We start from the raw sequence: 19874 nt of genomic DNA, 5'->3' as shown, positions 1-19874 counted from the left end.
CCGAAAAGGTGCGCGCGCCCGCCGAGCGTAGAAAGGTCTGGACCAGCCGTCAAGAGGTCCAGACCAACGTTGGAACGGTCTCTCTCAGATATTTCCCCTCGAGTCATGGCCTCCGGCTCGGATTCCCAACTCCTGCGCCAGCACCGCCGCTTGGACCCGGCTGCGCAGCTCCAGCTTCCCCAGCACCTTGCTGACGTGGGTCTTCACCGTGGCCTCCGCCATGTCGAGGCGGACCGCGATCTCGGCGTTCGACAGGCCCGAGCCCAGCGCCGCGAGCACCTCCCGCTCCCGGGGCGTCAGCCGGTCCACGATCCCCGGATCGACCGTGGGCTCGGGGCGGCGCGGGGCCGCGAACTCGGCGATCAGCCGACGGGTCACCGCCGGTGCGATCAGCCCCTCGCCCCCCGCCACCGTCCGCACCGCCGCGATCAGGTCCTTCGCGTCCGCGTTCTTCAGCAGGAAGCCCGAGGCCCCGGCCCGCAGCGCCCCGAACACGTACTCGTCCAGGTCGAAGGTGGTCAGCACCAGGACGTCCGCCAGCCCCTCGGCCACCACCAGCCGGGTCGCCGTCACCCCGTCCATCCGGGGCATCTGCACGTCCATCAGGACCAGGTCCGGGCGCAGTTCGCGGGCCAGCTCCACCGCCCGCTCGCCGTCCGCGGCCTCGCCCACCACCTCGATGTCCGGCGCACTGCCCAGGATCAGCACGAGTCCCGCGCGCACCGCGCTCTGGTCCTCGGCGACCACGATCCGGATCGTCATGTCTCCACCGTCCTCTCCTCGGCGGGCAGCTCGGCCCGCACCCGCCAGATCTTCGTCCCGTCCGCGTCCGGCACGGGGCCCGCCTCGAACTCCCCGCCGAGCAGCGCCACCCGCTCCCGCATCCCGACCAGGCCGGCCCCCGACCCGGGGGCGCGGGGCCCGGGCCGGTCCCCGAACGGGCTGGTCACCCGTATCGTCAGGGCCCGCGCGTCGCGGGCCAGGGTGACCGTGACCGTCCCGGCCACCGCGTGCTTGAGGGCGTTGGTCAGCGACTCCTGCACGATCCGGTACGCGGCCAGCTCGACCGGCGCCGGCAGCTGCTCCCCGGTCTCCTCGCGGGTGTCGTCGAGCCGGAACGCCAGCCCGCTGGGCGCGCCGTTCGTCCGGGCCTGGGCCACCAGCGCGTCCAGGCCGGAGAGCCGGGGCACGGCCGCCGGCCCGGTGTCCTCGGCGCTGTCCCGGAGCAGGCCGATCAGCCGCCGCATCTCGGCGAGCCCCGCGACGCTGTTCTCCCGGATCACGCCCAGCGCCTGCCGGGTGGTGCCCGCGTCGTCGATCGAGAGCGCGGCGGTGGAGTGGATCGCGATCGCCGAGAGGTGGTTGGCGACCATGTCGTGCAGCTCCCGGGCCATCCGGGCGCGCTCGGCGACGACCGCCTGGGCCCGGTCCATCTCGGCCAGCAGCGCGGTCTGTTCGGCGCGCAGCCGCGCCGAGTCGGCCGCCTCCCGGTGGTTGCGCACGATGGCGCCGGTGACCGCGGGCAGGAACGACACCATGCCGCTGACCACCCCGACCAGCAGGGCGATCGCGTTCTGCCACCACACGAGCAGGACGATCGTCAGCGCGACGGTGATCAGCCCCGTCGTGTACGGGATCCGCTTGGCCGAGGTGGGCGTCCCGTAGACCACGGCGGCATAGACCACGTCCGTGAACATGAGCACGGTGACGAGGTTGCCGTTGGTGAACTGGTCGCCGACGATCGCGAGGGTGCCGACGGTCAGCGCGGTCCGGGGCGCGGTCCGGCGCAGCGCCTCCATGGCGGCCATGACCACGAGCGGGATGAGCGTCGCCCAGGACTGCGGGAAGACGTTGTCGACCTTGTTGTAGAGCCCGAACGACCACAGCAGCAGGCCGCAGGCGAGACCGCAGGCGCCGATGAAGACGTCGTCGCGGTGCGGACGGGGGAGGCGGGGGAGGGGCACCCCTCCATCCAACACGCTGCCCGGGGCCGGGACGTCCACGGACGGGCCGAGCCGCCCCTCCGTCGAAGGATGTAGACGCGGTTCCTCACCGACGACGACGAAAGCGGCCCGGGCGGGCGGGACGCTGGTGGGGTACCGAAAGGGGAGACCCGTGATCGTCACGCTGATCGTGCTCTGCGAGGTCGGATTCTGGGTCCTGCTGGCCGCCGGACTCGCCGCCCGCTACCTGCTGAAGATGCCGCGCCTCGGCCTGGCGCTGCTGCTGTGCGAGCCGCTCCTGGAGGTCGTGCTGCTCGTCGCCACGGCGATCGACCTCAAGAACGGCGCCGACCCGAGCTGGAAGCACGGGCTCGCCGCGCTCTACATCGGCTACACCGTGGGCCACGGCCACCGCACGGTGCGCTGGCTCGACGGGCACGCCGCCCACCGCCTCGGCGGCGGCCCGCCGCCCGAGGGGCCGCCGCGCTACGGGACGGCCCGGGCCCGCCACGAGGGCCGGGTGTGGCTCGGCTCGGTGGTGGCCGCGTCCGTCGCGAGCGGTCTGCTGCTGCTGGCCGCCTGGTACGTGGGCGACTCGGGGAACACCGAGTCCCTCAAGGGCTGGATCGTCGCCGCCTGGCGGGCGGCCGGCATCCACGGCCTGATCGCGCTGTCGTACGCGGTCTTCCCGAAGAAGGCACCGAAGGTGGAGGAGCGGCCGCCGTCTCCTGAGCAGGCCCGCGAACCCGCTCCGGAGCCCGCCCGCGAACCCGCTCCGGAGCGGGCCCGGAAGCCCGCGCAGGGTCCGTCAGCGCTCCCCGCCCGGGACCCACAGCACGTCCCCGACCTCCTTGTTCGCCGTCCGGGCGAGGATGAAGAGCAGGTCCGATAGCCGGTTGAGGTAGGTGGCGGTCAGCGGGTTCATCGTCTCCCCGTGGACCTCGATCGCCGCCCACGTGGAGCGCTCCGCCCGCCGGACCACCGTGCACGCCTGGTGCAGCAGCGCCGCGCCGGGCGTGCCGCCGGGCAGGATGAAGGAGCGCAGCTTGTCGAGCCGCTCCAGGAACAGGTCGCAGTCCGCCTCCAGCTTGTCGACGTACGACTGCTCGACGCGCAGCGGCGGGTACTGCGGGTCGGGGACGACCGGGGTCGACAGGTCCGCGCCCACGTCGAACAGGTCGTTCTGGACGCGGACCAGGACCTTCACGACGTCCTCGTCGAGCCGGCCGAGCGCGATGGCCGTGCCGATGACGGCGTTGGCCTCGTTGGCGTCGGCGTAGGCGGAGATCCGCAGATCCGTCTTGGCGGTCCGGCTCATGTCGCCGAGGGCGGTGGTGCCCTTGTCGCCGGTGCGGGTGTAGATGCGCGTCAGGTTGACCATGGGGCCAGCCTAGTTACGCGTGGGCCTTCTTGAAGGTGCGTGTGCCCACCGTCACGGCGAGTGCCGCGAGGCCGACGGCGACCAGCACGCCGTACAGCATCGTCGTGCCCGTGTACCGCCCGACGTAGGCGTCCCGGACCGCGTCCACCAGGTAGCGGAAGGGCATCAGGTGCGAGAGCACGTCGAGCCAGCCGGGGGCGAGCGCCATCGGCAGCATCAGCCCGGACAGCAGCATCGACGGGACGGCGAGCGTGTTGACCGCCGGGCCGAACTCCTGCGGGCTGCGCAGCTTCAGCGCCAGCGTGTACGAGAGCGAGGCCAGCGCGAAGGTCAGCAGCGCCACGAAGGCGAAGCCGATCAGGATGCCGGCGAGCGGTGCCCGCAGGCCCATGAGCAGGGCGGCGAGCACGAGCAGCACGGCCTGGAAGACGAAGAGGCCGGTGTCCCGCAGGACCCGGCCGAGGAGCAGCGCGAGCCGGCTCGCCGGGGTGACGCGCATCCGGTCGAGGACGCCCCAGTTCTTCTCCATGATGACGGCGAAGCCGGCGAAGGAGGCTCCGAAGAGGCCGAGCTGGAGCAGCAGTCCGGGGACCAGGACCTGCCAGGAGTCGCCCGCGCGGCCGAGCGGCAGGCCGGTGAGCAGGGGGCCGAAGAAGAGCAGGTAGAGCAGCGGCATCAGGACGCCGAAGAAGATCTGGAACGGCGAGCGCAGGGTCTGCCGGGCGTAGCGGGCGAAGAGCACCGCGGTGTCGTGGACGAGCATCGGTGGGGGCTCCTAGACGGCGACGGGCGTGGTGTCGGCGGGCGCGGGGGCGCGGCCGGTGAGGGCGAGGAAGGCGTCCTGGAGGGTGTCCGCGCCGTGCTCGGCCTTGAGCGCGGCGGGGGTGCCCTCGGCGGCGACGACGCCCTGGTCGACGACCACGAGCCGGTCGGCGAGGGCGTCGGCCTCGTCGAGGTAGTGGGTGGTCAGGACGACGGTGGTGCCGTGCTCGTCGCGCAGCCGCCGCACCAGCGCCCACAGGTCGGCGCGGCTGCCCGGGTCGAGGCCGGTGGTCGGCTCGTCGAGGAAGAGCAGCTCCGGGCGGTGGGTGAGGCCGAGGGCGAGGTCGAGGCGCCGCCGCTGGCCGCCGGAGAGGGCGGCGGTGGAGCGGTCGAGGAGCCCGGTCAGGCCGAGCTCCTCGGCGAGCTCCTCGGCGCGGGCCCGCGCGCGGGGGCGGGGGAGTCCGTAGAGGCGGCCCTGGAGCACGAGTTCGGAGCCGACGGTCTCCTGCGGGTCGACGCCGCCGGACTGGGCGACGTAGCCGATCCGGCGCCGCACGCCGACGGGGTCGCGGATCAGGTCGTGGCCGGCGACGGTGGCGGCGCCGCCGGTGGGCGGCAGGAGCGTGGTGAGCATCCGCAGCGTGGTGGTCTTGCCGGCCCCGTTGGGGCCGAGGAAGCCCAGGATCTCGCCGGTCCGCACGGTGAGGTCGATCCCGCGGACGGCGTGGACCTCGCCCTTGGGCGTGCGGAAGGTCCGGGACAGCCCGGAGGTGCTGATGATTGGCATGGTGACCACAAAAACAGAGTCTCTTAAATTTTGCAACGCCTCCAAAATTTCAGGACCCCTAGGATGGGGGCATGGCTGAGGGGCTCAGGGAGCGCAAGAAGCGCCAGACGAAACAACGGATCTCGGACATCGCGACCGGGCTCTTCCTGGAGCGCGGCTTCACGGCCGTCACGGTCGCGGAGATCGCGGAGGCCGCGGACGTCTCCGTCAACACCGTGTACAACTACTTCCCGGCCAAGGAGGACCTCTTCCTCGACCGGATGGAGGGCATCACCCACCGGCTGGCCCGGATGATCCGCGGCCGGGACCCGGGCGAGTCCGCGGCCCGGGCCGTGCTGCGCGAGATCCGCGGCCATGTCACCGCCGTCTCGCCCGCGTACGGGCTGATGGACGGCTACGACGCCTTCATGCGCGTGATCGACGACGCGCCCACCCTCAAGGCCCGGCTCTTCCACCTCCAGCAGGAGGTCCGCGAGGCCACCGTCGCCGCGCTCCGGGAGGACGCCGGCGCGCCCGCGGACGACCCGATGCCGCTGCTCGTCGGGGGCCAGATCGCCTGGATCCAGGACACCGTCATCGCCTTCATCAGCGCCGAGATGACCGCGGGACGCAAGGCGGGCGAGGTCTCCCGCGAGGCCCTCGACCTGCTCGACGAGATCGAGGACCTGCTGGGCGCGAGAGTGCTGGACTACGCGGTGCGGACCGGCTGAGCGGCCAGGACCCCCGCCGCCAGCGCGTGGGCCGCCCGGACCGCCTGCTCCTCGGTGGTGAAGCGGCCGAAGCCCACCCGGATGCTGCCCCGGATCCGCTCCGGCGGCAGCCCGATCGCGGTCAGCACGTGGGAGGGCTCCTGCGCCGAGCTGTTGCACGCCGAACCCGAGGACACGGCGACCGCGGTGACCTCCAGGAGCAGCTGCTGCGCGTCCGCCCCCTCGAACGACAGGTTCACCGCCTGCGGCAGGAACCCCACGCCCGTACCGCTGTTGAGCGTGTACGGCACGAGCCCGGCCAGCTCCGCGAGGAACCGCCCGCGCAGCGCCGCCAGCCGGCCCGCCTCCCGCTCGCGTCCCGCCGCGAGGAGTTCCACTGCCCTGCCGAGGCCGATCACCGCGGCCGTGTTGAGCGTGCCGGCCCGCAGCCCGCGCTCCTGGCCGCCGCCGTGCAGCAGCGGCACCAGCGGCGCCTCGTCCGACAGCGCGTTGGAGACGTACAGGACGCCGATGCCCTTCGGGCCGTAGATCTTGTGCCCCGAGAAGGTCAGCAGGTCCACGCCCAGCTCCCGCACGTCCACCGGGAGGGTGCCCACGCCCTGGGTGGCGTCGCAGTGCAGCGGCACTCCGGCCGCCCGGGTCAGCTCGGCGATCCGGGCGACCGGCTGGATCGTGGAGACCTCGTTGTTGGCGAGCATCACCGACACCAGCGCGGTCTCCGGCCGCAGCGCCGCCGCCACCCGGGCCGGATCCACCCGGCCCTCGGCGTCCACCGGCAGCACGGTCACCTCGTGGCCGCCCGCCCGCAGCGAACGGCAGGTGTCCAGCACGGACTTGTGCTCCACCGCCGTCGTCACCACGTGCCGGACCGGCGCGCCGGAGCCGGTGCCGACGACGCCCTTGACGGCGAGGTTGTTGCCCTCGGTGGCGCCCGAGGTGAAGTAGATCTCGCTGCGCGCGGCCCCGAGGAACCGGGCGACGGTGCCGCGCGCCCGCTCCACCTCGCGGAAGGCGCGGATGCCGGCCGCGTGCGGGCTGGACGGGTTGGCGAAGCACTCGGTGGCGGCCGTGTGCATCGCCTCGGCGACCGCCGGGTCCATCGGGGTGGTCGCCTGGTGGTCGAGATAGATCGTCGCCATGTCGCGCTCCCCTCAGAAGTCGTACGCGGTGTAGGTCAGGGCGATCGGGTCGGCGCACTCCGCGTCGGCGAAGACCAGCGTGATCTCCTCCTCCGACGTGCCCCGGGTGCGCAGGTAGATCTCGGCGCCCTTGGTCACCTTGTCGCGGTCGGCCAGGGAGTTGACGTCGACGACATGGCGGCGCGGGCAGTCGGGGAAGGCCCGCAGCCGGGCGAAGTAGCGCGCGAAGTACTCGGCGACGATCAGCGGGCAGCGCGGCACGACGTGGTCGTCCTTGACCACGCCGGCGAGCACCTTGGCGTAGCTCCGGGAGCGGAACAGGATCTCGTCGCCCTCGCGGGAGAAGGGCGGTTCGAGCGCGGAGCCGCGCACGGCGTGCTTCATGGCGCGGGCGGCACGGTTGCGCAGGGTCCGCTCGCGGGTGACGGAGTACGTGATCCCGGCCGCGGCCGCCGCGGCGTCGAGCGGCGCGAGGTCGAGCACCTCGGGGGCGGCCGTGCCCGGGGCCGGGACCGTACAGACCTCGGTGGAACAGGACAGGCCGAGGTCGTTGACGATGACGTCGTAGAGGACCTTGTTGCCCCGGTGCAGCCGGCGGGCCACGGCCCCGGTCTCCAGGGCGAGGTCGAAGGAGTTCAGTGAGAAGGCGCCGATCCCGGCGGCGGTCTCGAAGTAGCCGCCGGCGACGAGCAGGGCCGTGCGGGTGGTGCGGGAGACGGTCTCCAGGAGGGGCGCGACGCGGGCGGCGCGCTCGGTGCTCAGGGTGGTGGGGCTCATGTCTGGTGCACTCCGTTCTGCTTCGGGGAAGTTCGATCGGACGGTGCTTCGGACGGTGCTTCGGACGGTGTTCCGGGCGTGGATCCGGACGGTCTTGACGATGTGTCGGATACGGATACGGATACGGATACGGATACGGGGTCGAGGTCGGGGGCGGGGTCCTCCGGGGGCGTGGCGGCGCCCACGCCCGTGCCGATCGCCGCGCCCACCACGCAGAGCACGGCGGCCCACTGGAGCGGCGAGAGGCGTTCGCCGAGGAGGGCCAGGCCCACCAGGGCGGCGATGACCGGCTCGACGGTGGAGAGCACCGCGAAGACCCGCGGCGGCAGCCTGCGCAGCGCGGCGAACTCCAGCGAGAACGGGATCACCGTGGTCAGCACGGCCACCCCGAGCGCCGCGCCCAGCACGGCCGGCTCCGTGAGCACCGCGAGCGGCGGCAGCCCGAGCGCCGGCGCGGTCGGCAGCGCGAGCACGGCGGCCACGCCCAGGCCGAGCGCGAGCCCCGCGCCGCCCGGGACGGCCCGCCCGACGCGGGCGCCGAGCAGGATGTAGCCGGTCAGGGCGGCGCCGGTGAGCAGGGCCGCGGCGAGCCCGACCGGGTCGTCCAGGCCCCGCGTGCCGCCGAGCACCAGCAGTCCGGCCGCCGCGAGCAGCACCCAGAGCCGGTCGAGGGCCCGCCGCGAGGTCAGCGCGGCGAGCAGCAGCGGCCCGCTGAACTCCAGGGTGACCACCACGCCCAGTGGGAGGCGGGAGGTGGCCTCGTAGAACGCGAACTGCATGACGGTGAAGACCGCTCCGTACGGCAGCAGCAGCCGCCAGTGGGTGCGCAGCAGCCGCAGCGCGGGCCGGGAGAACAGGCAGAGCAGGGCCGCGGAGAACAGCAGCCGCAGCAGGGTGGCCCCGGTCGGTCCGATCTGCTCGAAGAGCGTCTTGGCGAAGGCGGAGCCGAATTGCAGGCTGACCATGCCGGCGAGCAGCAGAAGCGGCGCGGGGGCGGCTCTCGGGTCGTAGCGACGCATGACACACGATCATATACCCCCCAGGGGTATGGGGTCAGGTGATGTCGGCCGCCGTCGGGGTGTCGCGAGTGTGACGTCCGTCAAACCGGGCGTGACGCGCATTACTTCAGGGTCACTTGGCGCCCCGGGCCCGCTAATCTCCGCCGAAGAGCCAGAAGTGAACAGTTGTCGTGGGCATTGAGGGGTGGAAGACGTGGCAGGGAAGCTCGCCGTCATCGGGGCCGGACTCATGGGGTCCGGTATCGCGCAGGTCTCGGCCCAGGCAGGCTGGGACGTCGTCCTGCGTGACGTCACCGACGCCGCGCTGACCCGGGGCACCGACTCCGTCAAGGCCTCCTACGACCGCTTCGTCGCCAAGGGCAGGCTGGACGCCGCCGAGGCCGAGGCCGCCCTCGGGCGGATCACCGCCACCACCGAGCTGGAGGCCGTCGCCGACGCCGACATCGTGGTCGAGGCGGTGTTCGAGAAGCTGGAGGTCAAGCACGAGATCTTCCGCGCCCTCGACAAGGTCGCCAAGGACGGCGCCGTGCTCGCCTCCAATACCTCCGCCATCCCGATCACCAAGATCGCCGCGGTGACGGAGCGCCCGGAGTCCGTGGTCGGCACCCACTTCTTCTCGCCGGTCCCGATGATGCAGCTCTGCGAGCTCGTCCGCGGCTACAAGACGAGCGACGCCACCCTCGCCACCGCGCGGGAGTTCGCCGAGTCCGTCGGCAAGACCTGCATCGTCGTCAACCGCGACGTCGCCGGCTTCGTCACCACCCGCCTCATCTCGGCGCTGGTCGTCGAGGCCGCCAAGCTGTACGAGTCCGGCGTGGCCACCGCCGAGGACATCGACATCGCCTGCAAGCTGGGCTTCGGGCACGCGATGGGCCCGCTCACCACCACCGACCTCACCGGCGTCGACATCCTCGTCAACGCCACCAGCAACATCTACACCGAGACCCAGGACGAGAAGTTCGCCCCGCCGGAGCTGATGCGCCGGATGGTGGACGCGGGTGACATCGGGCGCAAGAGCGGGCAGGGCTTCTACACGTACTGATTCCGCTCGGGGGGTCGGTGCGGAGTCCGCACAGGGGTCCGACCGCCCCCCGCACCATCGCCCCTCGGGGTGAATTTCGATATCGGTTCGCTTACAAGGCGCAACGCTTCTGCCGATGCGGCAGTCAGTCGTTGCGAAGACGGGCACACGACGGAGCACTCTCGGGGAGCGCATATGCACATCAGGGGCGACCACGTCGAGCTGGTCGTCGGGGGCCGCCTCGACGTCCGCAGCGCGGCGGACGCCCGTACGGTCCTGCACTCGGCCGTCGACGACGGAGTCGGCGACCTCGTGCTCGACCTGACCGGTCTCGACTCCTGGGACGCCACCGGGCTCGGGGTCATCATGGGCGCCCACCGCAGAGCCGGCCGCTGCGGCCGCCGGCTGGTGCTGCGCGGGGTGCCGCCCCAGATGCAGCGCCTCCTCGTCGCCACCCGGCTGCACCGCATCCTCGCCATCGAGGGCGGCCTCGCCGCGGAGTCGCTGCCGCGCGTGTGACCGCGCCCGCCGGTGACCCGGGTGACCGTGTGACTCCGGCGCACGTGTGAAGCCGTTGTGGAAACCAGGCGTCACGCTCAATCCTCACAAGACCGTGACGTCTTGGTCTCCACGGCACCCCGCCTGTTCCCGGAGGTGGGACAACCGTCTAGGGTCGGCTCTCGCCTGCACATCGCCCGCCGCTTGGGAGCTCGACCATGGACCCGATCAACCGGGGACCCGAGGAGTACGGTCACGACACCGAGGGCGAGGACGCCCGCCCCGGACACGCCGCCGCGCTCGTCCCCGCGTCCACCACCCCCGCCCGGGTCCGCACGGCCCGCGTCGTCGCCGGCGGACTGCTGCTCACCGTCAACCCCGTCGACGGCAGCGAGATCGAGGTGTGCCCGCCCGGCGAACAGCCCCCGGCCCCCCGCCGCCGCACCGCCGAGGAGCGCGCCGAGGCAGCCCGCGCCGCCGCACCCCCCGTACCGCCCGGTCCCGCGGCCCCCGCCCTGCCCCTGCTGGAACGGCAGGAGCAGCGCGAACTCCTGGTCGAGCACCTCACCCGGGGCCGCTCCGCGCGCCTCACCGGTCCCGCGGGCTCCGGCCGCAGCACCCTCCTCGCCGCCGTCGCCGCCGACTGCGCCGACATCGCCCCCGACGGCGTCGTCCACCTCTCCGGCCACCACCGCACCCCCACCGAGCTGCTGTACGAGCTCTTCCACACCGTCCAGTACGCGCCCGGCTTCCGGCCCGACCGCGAGGAACTCCTCATCGAGGTGCGCCGCATCGGCGCGATCGTCCTCGTCGACGACCTGGAGTTCGGCGGCACCGCCCTGGACGACCTGCTCGCCGCCACCCCCGACTGCGCCTTCCTCTTCGGCGTCACCCCCGACACCCCCGCCGCCTCCCCCGAGGCCGCCCTCGAAGAGGTCGCCCTCGAAGGACTCGGCCGCGCCGCCGCCGTCGAGCTCCTGGAGAGCGCCGTCGGCCGCGCCCTCACCGAGGAGGAGGCCAACTGGGCCGGCGACCTCTGGTTCGAGTCCGAGGGCCTGCCGCTGCGCTTCGTCCAGGCCGCCGCCCTGCTCCGGCAGCGCGACCGGCTCCGGGTCGCCCCCGCCGAGTTCGACGCCTTCGGCGCCCTGGAGGAGGCCTTCGGTCCCTCCGGCGGCACGGCGGCGCCCGGCACCCCGGCCCCCGTCGCCGCCGACGACCCCGACGTCGAGGTCCGCGACATACCGCTGCCCAGCCTCGGCGAGGGCGCCGCCCCGGCCTCCCTGCTCGCCTCCCGGCTCAGCCGCGCCGCCCAGGACACCCTGCGCTTCGCCGTCGCCCTCGGCGGCGAGGTGCCGCACCAGGCGCACCTGCCCGCCCTCGTCGGCGACACCCACGCCGACGCGGCCCTCGGCGAACTCATGGGCTGCGGGCTGCTCTCGCCGGTCGGCTCCCGCTACCGCCTCGCCGCCGGAGTCCTCACCCAGCTCCTCGCCCAGGGGTACGAGGAGGACGCCGGCGGCCGCGCCCACACCGTCGCCCAGCACTACGCCTGGTGGGCCGGGCACCCCTCCGTCACCCCCGAGCGCGCCACCGCCGAGGCCGACGCGCTGCTCGCCGCCCTCGGTGCGATCGTCCCCGGCACCGAGGCCGAGCACCAGGCGACCGCCGTCCAGCTCGCCCGCGCCGCCGCGCCCGCCTTCGCCGCCGGCCTCCACTTCGGCGCCTGGGAGCGGGCCCTGCGCGGCGGCCAGGAAGCCGCCCGGCGGGCCGGAGAGGTAGCCGAAGAGGCGTACTTCCACCACGAGTTGGGCATCCTCGCGCTCTGCGCCGGCAGCCTCCAGCGGGCCCGCGCCGAACTGGAGGCCTCCATCGGCCTGCGCGGCGCCCTCGCCGACAAGCGCGGCACCGTCGCCGGCCGCCGCGCCCTCGCGCTCGTCGCCGACCTCACCGGCGAGTCCGCCCCGGTCGAGCCCGCGCCGCCGGCGGCCCCCGACACGCCCGCCGGGCCCGCCCGGCGCGAGGGACCGGCCTCGCCGCCCCGCGGCGTCCCGGTGACCGCCCCGCCGCCGGCCAAGCCCGCCTTCCCCGCCCTGGCCGCGCCCACGGACTACTCCGGCTTCTCCGGGTTCTCCGGCCCGTCGGGGGCTCCCGCCTTCCAGAAGGCCCCGCCGACGGTGCCGACGCCCGCCGGCCCGCTCGCCGCCGCGTCCGCCGCCTTCCCCGACGACGCCCCGACCGTCCTCACCGCCCCGGTCGGGGACGAGGACCGCCCCGGGCTGCGCAAGGGCATCCTCGCCGGCGCCCGCCGCAACCTGGCCGCCGTCGGCGCGGGCGCCCTGCTCGTCGCCGTCCTCGGCACGGTCGTCACCATCGGCGCCACCTCCGGCAACGACGAGCACCCGGCCAACGACCGGGTCACCTCCGACAGCACCGCCGACCAGGGCGACGGCACCGGGGACGGCACCCCCGGCGACGACGAGCCGACCGAGGACTCGACCAGCGGCCCCTCGGACCCGGCCGCACCCGGCCCCACCGGCACGGCCACCCCGGGCGGCAGCGGCACCCCGGGCACCCCGACGGCCTCCGTCGGCACTCCGACCGCGACCGGCAGCGCCACCCCGAGCGGCCCGGCCGCGACGACGACGGCGCCGCCCAAGCCGACCCTGTCGCCGACCAGGACCAGCCCGCCCACGAATCCGCCGACCACCCCGCCGACCACGCCGCCCACGACCCCGCCGACGACGCCGCCGACCACCGACCCGACGACGACGCCGCCCACCCAGAACCCCACGGGCTCCGCCTCCGCCTCCCGCTCCGAGTCCGCCCCCGCGGCCACCGGCGGGACCCCGGGCTGACCCGCCGACCCCGCGTACGACGAAGGCCCGGGTGCCGTCCGCACCCGGGCCCTTCTCGTACCTGTGTACGTACGGTCAGAACAGCCGCAGCTTGTCGTCCTCGATGCCGCGCAGCGCGTCGTAGTCGAGCACCACGCAGTCGATCCCGCGGTCGTTGGCGAGCACCTTCGCCTGCGGCTTGATCTCCTGGGCCGCGAAGATGCCCTTGACCGGTGCCAGGTGCGGGTCGCGGTTGAGCAGCTCCAGGTAGCGGGTCAGCTGCTCGACGCCGTCGATCTCGCCGCGGCGCTTGATCTCCACCGCGACCGTCGCCCCGTCGGAGTCCCGGCACAGGATGTCCACCGGGCCGATCGCCGTCGGGTACTCGCGGCGGACCAGCGTCCAGCCCTCGCCCAGCGTCTCGATGCGGTCCGCGAGCAGCTCCTGCAGGTGCGCCTCGACGCCGTCCTTGATCAGACCGGGGTCGACACCCAGCTCGTGCGAGGAGTCGTGGAGGATCTCCTCCATCGTGATGATCAGTTTCTCGCCCGCTTTGTTGATCACGGTCCAGACGGCCGCCTCGCCGTCACCACCGTCGTAGCTCTCCTTGAGGGTGCACGGCGGCGACATCCAGTTGAGCGGTTTGTACGCGCGGTCGTCCGCGTGGATGGAGACGCTGCCGTCTGCCTTGACCAGGATCAGACGGGGCGCGGAGGGCAGGTGGGCGGTGAGCCGGCCGGCGTAGTCCACGGAACAGCGGGCAATGACGAGACGCATGGTCCGCAACGCTACAAGACGGACGCCTTCCGGCGCGATTCGGGCCGTAACGCCCGCCCGGCGCACGCCCAACGACCGTCACTTATTGGCCGGTTGTGTGCCCAATCTCCTGGTGCGGGCAGACCGGCGCGCTTACCGTGGAAGACAGGAGGTCGCCGCGTGTGCACGCTGCGTGCGCGCCGTCGGCCCCTGTCCCTGCCCGCAAGACCCCGCCCGTCGGGGTCGCGAGAGGAGAACCCATGTCGCTCGACGTCTCACCGGCGCTGTTGGAACAGGCCGAGCGAGGCGAGGTCGACGAAGCCGACTTCGTCGACTGCGTCCGGACCTCCCTGCCCTACGCATGGGAGATGATCAGCGCTCTGGTGGCACAGCTGAAGGTCGACGGCGGCGAGTTCGCCGACAACCAGACGCCGCCGCCGAATGAGCAGGCACGTGGTCAGCTGTTGCGCGCCCTGGCGAGCGATGCCATCCGCGGTGCGCTCCAGCGGCACTTCGGGGTGCGCCTCGCCTTCCAGAACTGCCACCGCGTGGCGGTCTTCCCGCTGGACCCCTCCGTGGACGAGCGGCTCGCCCGCTTCACCTCGATACGGGGCCAGCTCCTCAACCAGTCGCCCGAACTGCGCGACTGCTGACAAGGCCTGGTGCTGCCGCTCCGCATCGCGGGAGAGCGAAGAGATGCCGGAGCGGCAGCACGGTCCTGCCTCACCCCCAGGGGGTCAGACGAGCAGCGGGAGCACCTCGGCGCCCAGGCGCCGCACGTTCTCCTCGGTGGCGGCGAGCTCGCCGGAGCCCTCGGCGAGCAGGGCGAAGCGGGTGATGCCGGTCCGCTCCGCCGTCGCCGCGAGCCGGTCCGCCGCGAGCCGCGGGGTGCCCACCGGGTGCAGCCCGCACAGGAGCTCCGTGTACGCCACCGGGTCGCGCATCGCGCGGTGCCTGCCGTCCACGGTCACATGGGCGTCAAGCCCTTGCTTCAGCCAGCCCGGCATCGCCTTCACCAGAGCCTCCGCCGCGTCCGCGCCGCGGTCCGCGAGCTGGACCACCCCGGCCGAGACATGGCCGGCGCCGATCCGCGCGATCTCGTCCGGGTCCCGCCCGGCCTCCCGCGCGCACCGCCTCCACAGGGCGACCGCCTCGGCCTTCTCCTCGTCCCCGCAGTGCATGCCGAGGAGCATCGGCAGCCCCCGCTCGGCGGCGAGCCGCACGCTCGTCGGCGAGGTGCAGGCGACCACCACCTCGGGCGAGGCCGGCCCGCCGATCAGCTCGCCGGGGCCCGGCACGACCGCCACCTCACGGAAAGCGAATCGTTCCCCCTGGGCGCCGACCCGGGGCTCCCGGAGCCAGCGGAGCAGCAGGTCGAGCGATTCGGGGAAGCCCTGCTCGTACGCGGGGAGCCCCGCGCCGAACACCTCCAGGTCCACCCACGGGCCCCCGCGGCCCACTCCGAGGGTGAACCTTCCCCCGGAGGCCACGTGCAGCAGCGCCGCCTGCTCGCCCAGCGCGACCGGGTGCGCGCTCGGCAGCACGCTGACCGCCGTGCCGACCCGCAGCCGGCGGGTGCGCCCGAGGAGCAGCCCGGCCAGGGTGACGGCCGACGGGCAGACCCCGTACGGCACGAAGTGGTGCTCGGCGAGCCAGACGGAGTCGAGCCCCGCCTCCTCGGCCGCTTCGGCGGTCCGCACCGCCCGGTGCAGCGCCTCCTGCTGACCCTGGCCCGGGAACTGGGCGGCCAGCACGAACGTACCCACGCGCATCGCCTTCTGCCTCCTTGCGGCCGACGCGTTCGCCCCCTCGCGAACCCCTCGCGGACTTCCCGTCGTACCGGCAACAACGTCTGACACGTGCCAAAGGCAACGGGCGTTCATGAAGTTCTTGCGATTTTCGGCTGATCCGCCGCGGCCGGGTGCGGAGCGACCCCGTCGCGGCCCGTAGGCTGGACGGAACCTTCAGTGTCTACGCCCCCGTGAGGTGTCGAAGTGTCCCCGCGCCACAACCGCGCCCGAGGCGGTGCGAACCCCGATCCGCAGGGCGAGCAGGGCGACCGGTACGGCGGCTCGCAGCGCAGCGAGACCTGGCAGGGCGAGGAGTGGTACGTCCGCCATGTCGCCGGCGCGAGCGCGCCCGGCAAGCGCTACCGCTGCCCCGGCTGCGACCAGGAGATCCCCGGCGGCGCCCCGCACGTGGTGGCCTGGCCCGAGTACGGGGGAGTGGACGACCGCAGGCACTGGCACAAGGCCTGCTGGAACGCGAAGGACCGCCGCACCAGCCGGGTGCAGCGGTCCCGCAACGCGCCGAAGTACTGAGCGGGCCGGCGGCTCACACGTCCCGGCTGTTCAGCAGCGCGAAGGCGCCGCCGAACACCACGGCCGTGACGCCCGCCATGATCAGCAGCGGCTCCCAGCCCGCCGGGCCGTTCTCGCCGAACGGCGCGGTCTCGCTGTACAGGGCGATCATCTGCGAGGGGATCGCGTAGGTGAACAGGAACTCCTGTACCGACTTCAGCGCCTCGGAGAACATGAAGAGGGCCGCCACCAGCGGGAGCAGCAGCAGGCCGATCATCACCGTGATCGCACCCGCCGAGTGCCGGATGAGCGTGCCCATCGCCAGCGACAGCAGGCCGAGCATGGCGAGGTAGGCGCCCGCCCCGACCGTCGCCCGCAGCCACTCGGCCCCCGTCGGCGCCACCGCGGTGTCCACGATCGCGACCTGCGCGACGGCCACGAGGGTCGCGATCACGGTGGTGACCGTGAAGACCAGCAGGAAGAAGACGATCGCCTTCGCCGTGAGCACCCGGGCCCGGCTCGGGCAGGCCGTCAGGGTGGTCCGGATCATGCCGGTGCCGTACTCGGAGGCGATGGTCAGGACGCCGAGCGTGATCACGCAGATCGAGGCCGGCAGCATCCCGAAGAAGCCGAAGCCGAGCGCGGACTCCTCGCCCATCGGGGCCTTGGAGGCCGAGGCGATGGCCGCGACGCCCAGGCCGATGGAGAGCATCAGCAGCACCATGACCCCCAGCGTCCACATGGTGGAGCGCACCGAGCGGATCTTGGTCCACTCGGAGGCCAGCGCGTCGCCGAGGTGCGCCTTGCGGACCGGGATCGGGGAGACGTAGGCGTACGGGGTCGTCATCGGGCTTCCTCGGGGTTCTGGCCCTGCTGCGGGTTCTGCGGGGTGGCGTACGGGTTCTGTCCGGGCGGCGGCGGGGCGTACCAGCCCTGCTGCGGCACCTCGGGGACCGCGTACCCCTCCGGCTGCGGGAGCCCGTACGGCTGCGGCTGCGGCGCCTGGAGGTGGGCGAGCCGGTCGTCGGTCGAGCGGTAGTCGACGGCGCCCTGCGTCATCCGCATGTACGCCTCCTCCAGCGAGGCCTGGTGCGGCGAGAGCTCCCACAGGCGGACGTCCGCCCCGTGCGCGAGGTCGCTGATCCGGGGCAGCGCGAGCCCGGTCACGCGCAGCGCGCCGTCCGGCTCCGGCATGACCTGGCCGCCGGCCTCGGTGAGCACGGTGGTCAGCTTCTCCCGCTGCTGCGGCTCCGTCCCCGGGGTGCGGACCCGGGCGAAGTCGGCGGAGTTCGCCGAGATGAAGTCGGTCACGCTCATGTCGGCGAGCAGCTGGCCTCGGCCGATCACGATCAGGTGGTCGGCGGTCAGCGCCATCTCGCTCATCAGATGGCTGGAGACGAAGACCGTCCGCCCCTCGGAGGCCAGCTTCTTCATCAGGTTGCGCACCCAGAGGATGCCCTCGGGGTCGAGGCCGTTGACCGGCTCGTCGAAGAGCAGCACCTGCGGGTCGCCGAGCAGCGCCGCGGCGATGCCCAGCCGCTGCCCCATGCCCAGCGAGAAGCCCTTGGAACGGCGCTTGGCGACGTCCTGGAGGCCCACGACCCCGAGCACCTCGTCGACCCGCTGCGCCGGGATGCCGGCCAGCTGGGCGAGCGACAGCAGGTGGCTGCGGGCGCTGCGGCCGCCGTGCACGGCCTTCGCGTCGAGCAGCGCGCCGACCTGCCGGGGCGCGTTCGGCAGGCTCCGGAAGGGGTGACCGCCGATGGTCACCCGGCCGGAGGTCGGCGTGTCCAGGCCGAGGATCATGCGCATGGTCGTGGACTTGCCCGAGCCGTTGGGGCCCAGGAAGCCGGTGACATGGCCGGGCCTCACCTGGAAGGAAAGGTTGTACACGGCCGTCTTGGCGCCATAGCGCTTCGTCAGGCCGACTGCCTCGATCATTCTCCAGCCCCATCGACAGGTCAGGTCGTCGTCGGGGCGTGGCGGCCGGTGGCCGGAGCCCCCCGTATGAGCTAGGAGCTTATCCAGCCGTTGACGGTTCCGACGAAGCGGAACCGTTACCTCTCGGCGCTCAGCGAGGGCGGGAGCGAACCGGCCGGGCCGGACGAGGGCTCAGGCGTCGCGGTTCTTCAGGACCAGGTAGCCGCCGAGCAGTGCGGCCACCACCCAGATCAGCATGATCCCGAGGCCGCCCCACGGGCCGTACGGCGCCTCGTCCGAGCCCATCGCGTCCGGCACGACCTGCATGATCTTGGCGCCGGCCTGGTCGGGGAAGTAACGGGCGACCTCCTTGGCCTTCGGCACCGCCGACAGGATCTGGGAGATCAGGAAGAAGAAGGGCACCAGGATGCCGAGCGACAGCATCGAGGAGCGCAGCATCGTCGCCACGCCCATCGAGAAGATCGCGATCAGGCCCATGTAGAGCCCGCCGCCGACCACCGCCCGCAGCACGTTGTCCGCGCCCAGGGTGGTGCGGTGCTCGCCGAGCAGGGCCTGGCCGAGGAAGAAGGAGAGGAAGCTGGTCGCCAGGCCCACCACCAGGGCGAGCCCGCCCGCCACGGCGATCTTCGAGAAGAGGAAGCTCGCCCGCTGCGGGACGGCCGCCAGCGAGGTGCGGATCATGCCCGAGGAGTACTCGGTGCCGACCACCAGCACGCCGAAGACCACCATCGCCAGCTGCCCGAGCACCATCCCGGAGAAACTGAGGAAGGTGGGGTCGAAGGTCGCCCGCTCGACGTCGGACAGCTTGGCGTACTGGGAGCTCATCAGCGCGCACAGCGCCGCGCTCATCGCCACCGTCACGAGCAGGGCGCTCGCCAGCGTCCAGATGGTCGACGCGACCGTTCGGATCTTGGTCCACTCCGACTGGAGGACCGCGGATGCCGCTGCCATCGATCAGGCTCCCTCGAAGCTCTCGCCCCAGCGGGGCCCGTCGACCGGGGCGTGGGGCACGCCCCCGCCGCCGTGTACGTCCGTCCCGTGCGCGTGGTACTCCACCGCGCCCGCCGTCATCTGCATGAACGCCTCTTCGAGCGAGGCCCGCTGGGAGCTCAGCTCGTGCAGCACGATCTGGTGGGAGGCCGCCAGCTCGCCCAGCTTCTCCGTCGTCGTCCCGTCCACCTCCAGCGTCCCGCCGCCCGCCTCGACCGCGACAAAACCGTTCGCGTGCAGCAGGTCCCGCAGGCGTTCCTGTTGCGGGGAGCGCAACCGGACGTAACTCCGGGAATTCTGCTGGATGAAATCCGCCATCGACGTGTCGGCCAGCAGCTTTCCCTGCCCGATGACGATGAGATGATCCGCCGTCAGCGCCATTTCACTCATCAGATGGCTGGAAACGAAGATCGTCCGGCCGTCCGCGGCGAGCGCCTTCATCAGATTGCGGATCCAGTGAATTCCCTCGGGGTCCAGACCATTGACGGGTTCGTCGAACATCAGGATCTCGGGATCACCGAGCAACGCCGAGGCGATACCGAGCCGTTGCCCCATACCGAGCGAGAAGCCCTTCGACTTCTTCCGCGCCACCGCCGTCAGACCGACCAGATCGAGCACCTCGTCGACCCGCCGCGCCGGGATGCGGTTCGACTGGGCCAGGCACAGCAGGTTGTTGTACGCCGAGCGGCCGCCGTGCATCGCCTTGGCGTCGAGCAGCGCCCCGATGTACTTCAGCGGCTCCTGGAGCTCCCGGTAGTGCTTGCCGTCGATCCGGACCGTCCCGCTCGTCGGGTTGTCCAGGTCGAGCATCATCCGCATCGTGGTCGACTTGCCCGCCCCGTTCGGCCCCAGGAAGCCGGTGACGACGCCGGGCCGCACGGTGAAGCTGAGACGGTCGACCGCGGTCTTCGACCCGTACCGCTTGGTGAGGCCCTCAAGCTCGATCATGCGTACCAACCTAAGGGCACGCGAAACCCCCCGCCACCGGAATGGCAGGGGGTTTTCGGGAACTCCTG

The 19874-nt window shown here is 72.8% G+C and carries 20 protein-coding genes and 1 pseudogene; 7 read left to right on the top strand and 14 right to left on the bottom strand.

What is annotated here, in order from left to right; all coding sequences use genetic code 11:
* Positions 1-84 precede the first annotated feature (84 nt).
* Entirely contained in the window at positions 85-762 is a 678-nt protein-coding gene (locus ABD981_RS12910) for a response regulator (RefSeq protein WP_046909157.1), read from the bottom strand.
* Entirely contained in the window at positions 759-1964 is a 1206-nt protein-coding gene (locus ABD981_RS12905; protein ID WP_046909158.1) for a sensor histidine kinase, read from the bottom strand. Before ABD981_RS12905 ends, ABD981_RS12910 begins: the two co-directional genes overlap by 4 nt.
* Before the next feature lie 151 nt (positions 1965-2115).
* Here ABD981_RS12905 and ABD981_RS12900 point away from each other — a divergent pair.
* A pseudogene (locus ABD981_RS12900) lies at positions 2116-2676 on the top strand (hypothetical protein); the annotation flags it as partial.
* Positions 2677-2751: 75 nt separating this feature from the next.
* Here ABD981_RS12900 and ABD981_RS12895 read toward each other — a convergent pair.
* Genes ABD981_RS12895 through ABD981_RS12885 form a run of 3 tightly spaced genes read right to left on the bottom strand, consistent with a single transcriptional unit; the run spans position 2752 to position 4873 of the window.
* The gene (locus ABD981_RS12895) at positions 2752-3324 is read right to left on the bottom strand and encodes a cob(I)yrinic acid a,c-diamide adenosyltransferase (protein WP_046909160.1); all 573 of its coding nucleotides are present in this window, start codon (positions 3322-3324) and stop codon (positions 2752-2754) included.
* A gap of 13 nt (positions 3325-3337) precedes the next feature.
* Entirely contained in the window at positions 3338-4087 is a 750-nt protein-coding gene (locus ABD981_RS12890; protein WP_046909161.1) for an ABC transporter permease, read from the bottom strand.
* Between the two features lie 12 nt (positions 4088-4099).
* Complete coding sequence (locus ABD981_RS12885; protein ID WP_046909198.1) at positions 4100-4873, bottom strand: ABC transporter ATP-binding protein; 774 nt, start codon at positions 4871-4873, stop codon at positions 4100-4102.
* A gap of 71 nt (positions 4874-4944) precedes the next feature.
* Between ABD981_RS12885 and ABD981_RS12880 the strand changes: the two genes are divergently transcribed.
* Positions 4945-5583: a TetR/AcrR family transcriptional regulator gene (locus tag ABD981_RS12880; protein WP_046909162.1), complete on the top strand. Its 639-nt coding sequence runs from the start codon at positions 4945-4947 to the stop codon at positions 5581-5583.
* Here the strand turns inward: ABD981_RS12880 and ABD981_RS12875 are convergent.
* From ABD981_RS12875 to ABD981_RS12865, 3 genes are read right to left on the bottom strand one after another with little or no spacing between them, the layout of a single operon-like run.
* A complete protein-coding gene (locus ABD981_RS12875; protein ID WP_046909163.1) occupies positions 5562-6722 on the bottom strand; it encodes a cysteine desulfurase family protein in 1161 nt (386 codons plus the stop codon). The two genes, ABD981_RS12880 and ABD981_RS12875, sit on opposite strands and share 22 nt — an antisense overlap.
* A gap of 12 nt (positions 6723-6734) precedes the next feature.
* Positions 6735-7499 carry a hypothetical protein gene (locus ABD981_RS12870; protein WP_046909164.1) on the bottom strand — a complete coding sequence of 255 codons (765 nt, stop codon included), beginning with the start codon at positions 7497-7499 and terminating at the stop codon, positions 6735-6737.
* A complete protein-coding gene (locus tag ABD981_RS12865) occupies positions 7496-8518 on the bottom strand; it encodes an EamA family transporter (RefSeq protein ID WP_123954687.1) in 1023 nt (340 codons plus the stop codon). Before ABD981_RS12865 ends, ABD981_RS12870 begins: the two co-directional genes overlap by 4 nt.
* 193 nt (positions 8519-8711) lie before the next feature.
* Between ABD981_RS12865 and ABD981_RS12860 the strand changes: the two genes are divergently transcribed.
* The 3 genes from ABD981_RS12860 (at position 8712) to ABD981_RS12850 (ending at position 12892) form a co-directional block, all read left to right on the top strand.
* Positions 8712-9560 carry a 3-hydroxyacyl-CoA dehydrogenase family protein gene (locus tag ABD981_RS12860; RefSeq protein ID WP_046909165.1) on the top strand — a complete coding sequence of 283 codons (849 nt, stop codon included), beginning with the start codon at positions 8712-8714 and terminating at the stop codon, positions 9558-9560.
* Between the two features lie 174 nt (positions 9561-9734).
* On the top strand, positions 9735-10058 hold the full coding sequence (locus tag ABD981_RS12855; RefSeq protein WP_024761898.1) for an STAS domain-containing protein: 324 nt from the start codon (positions 9735-9737) through the stop codon (positions 10056-10058).
* Positions 10059-10255: 197 nt separating this feature from the next.
* Complete coding sequence (locus ABD981_RS12850; RefSeq protein ID WP_046909166.1) at positions 10256-12892, top strand: ATPase AAA; 2637 nt, start codon at positions 10256-10258, stop codon at positions 12890-12892.
* 75 nt (positions 12893-12967) lie between these two features.
* Here ABD981_RS12850 and nucS read toward each other — a convergent pair whose 3' ends face one another.
* Positions 12968-13648, bottom strand: a complete 681-nt coding sequence (nucS, locus tag ABD981_RS12845) for an endonuclease NucS (RefSeq protein WP_046909167.1) — start codon at positions 13646-13648, stop codon at positions 12968-12970.
* Between the two features lie 239 nt (positions 13649-13887).
* Between nucS and ABD981_RS12840 the strand changes: the two genes are divergently transcribed.
* A complete protein-coding gene (locus ABD981_RS12840; protein ID WP_046909168.1) occupies positions 13888-14280 on the top strand; it encodes an SCO5389 family protein in 393 nt (130 codons plus the stop codon).
* Between the two features lie 84 nt (positions 14281-14364).
* Here ABD981_RS12840 and ABD981_RS12835 read toward each other — a convergent pair whose 3' ends face one another.
* Positions 14365-15399, bottom strand: coding sequence for an LLM class flavin-dependent oxidoreductase (locus ABD981_RS12835; RefSeq protein WP_046909169.1), 1035 nt, complete (start codon positions 15397-15399; stop codon positions 14365-14367).
* 222 nt (positions 15400-15621) lie between these two features.
* Here ABD981_RS12835 and ABD981_RS12830 point away from each other — a divergent pair, with 222 nt between their 5' ends.
* Positions 15622-15948 (top strand): hypothetical protein, encoded by a 327-nt coding sequence (locus ABD981_RS12830; protein ID WP_046909170.1) that lies wholly within the window; start codon positions 15622-15624, stop codon positions 15946-15948.
* A 13-nt stretch (positions 15949-15961) separates the two neighbouring features.
* On the opposite strand, the gene ABD981_RS12825 is transcribed toward ABD981_RS12830, so the two are convergent.
* From ABD981_RS12825 to ABD981_RS12810, 4 genes are all read right to left on the bottom strand, one after another.
* Positions 15962-16774: an ABC transporter permease gene (locus ABD981_RS12825; protein WP_046909171.1), complete on the bottom strand. Its 813-nt coding sequence runs from the start codon at positions 16772-16774 to the stop codon at positions 15962-15964.
* On the bottom strand, positions 16771-17868 hold the full coding sequence (locus ABD981_RS12820; RefSeq protein WP_046909172.1) for an ATP-binding cassette domain-containing protein: 1098 nt from the start codon (positions 17866-17868) through the stop codon (positions 16771-16773). Before ABD981_RS12820 ends, ABD981_RS12825 begins: the two co-directional genes overlap by 4 nt.
* Before the next feature lie 171 nt (positions 17869-18039).
* Entirely contained in the window at positions 18040-18819 is a 780-nt protein-coding gene (locus tag ABD981_RS12815) for an ABC transporter permease (RefSeq protein WP_046909173.1), read from the bottom strand.
* Between the two features lie 3 nt (positions 18820-18822).
* Positions 18823-19806 (bottom strand): ABC transporter ATP-binding protein, encoded by a 984-nt coding sequence (locus tag ABD981_RS12810; protein ID WP_046909174.1) that lies wholly within the window; start codon positions 19804-19806, stop codon positions 18823-18825.
* Positions 19807-19874: the final 68 nt, after the last annotated feature.

It is taken from the genome of Streptomyces showdoensis, assembly GCF_039535475.1.
Taxonomy (GTDB): domain Bacteria; phylum Actinomycetota; class Actinomycetes; order Streptomycetales; family Streptomycetaceae; genus Streptomyces; species Streptomyces showdoensis.
Note: the sequence above shows the minus strand (reverse complement) of the source record. Positions and strands in the feature narration are given on the sequence as shown.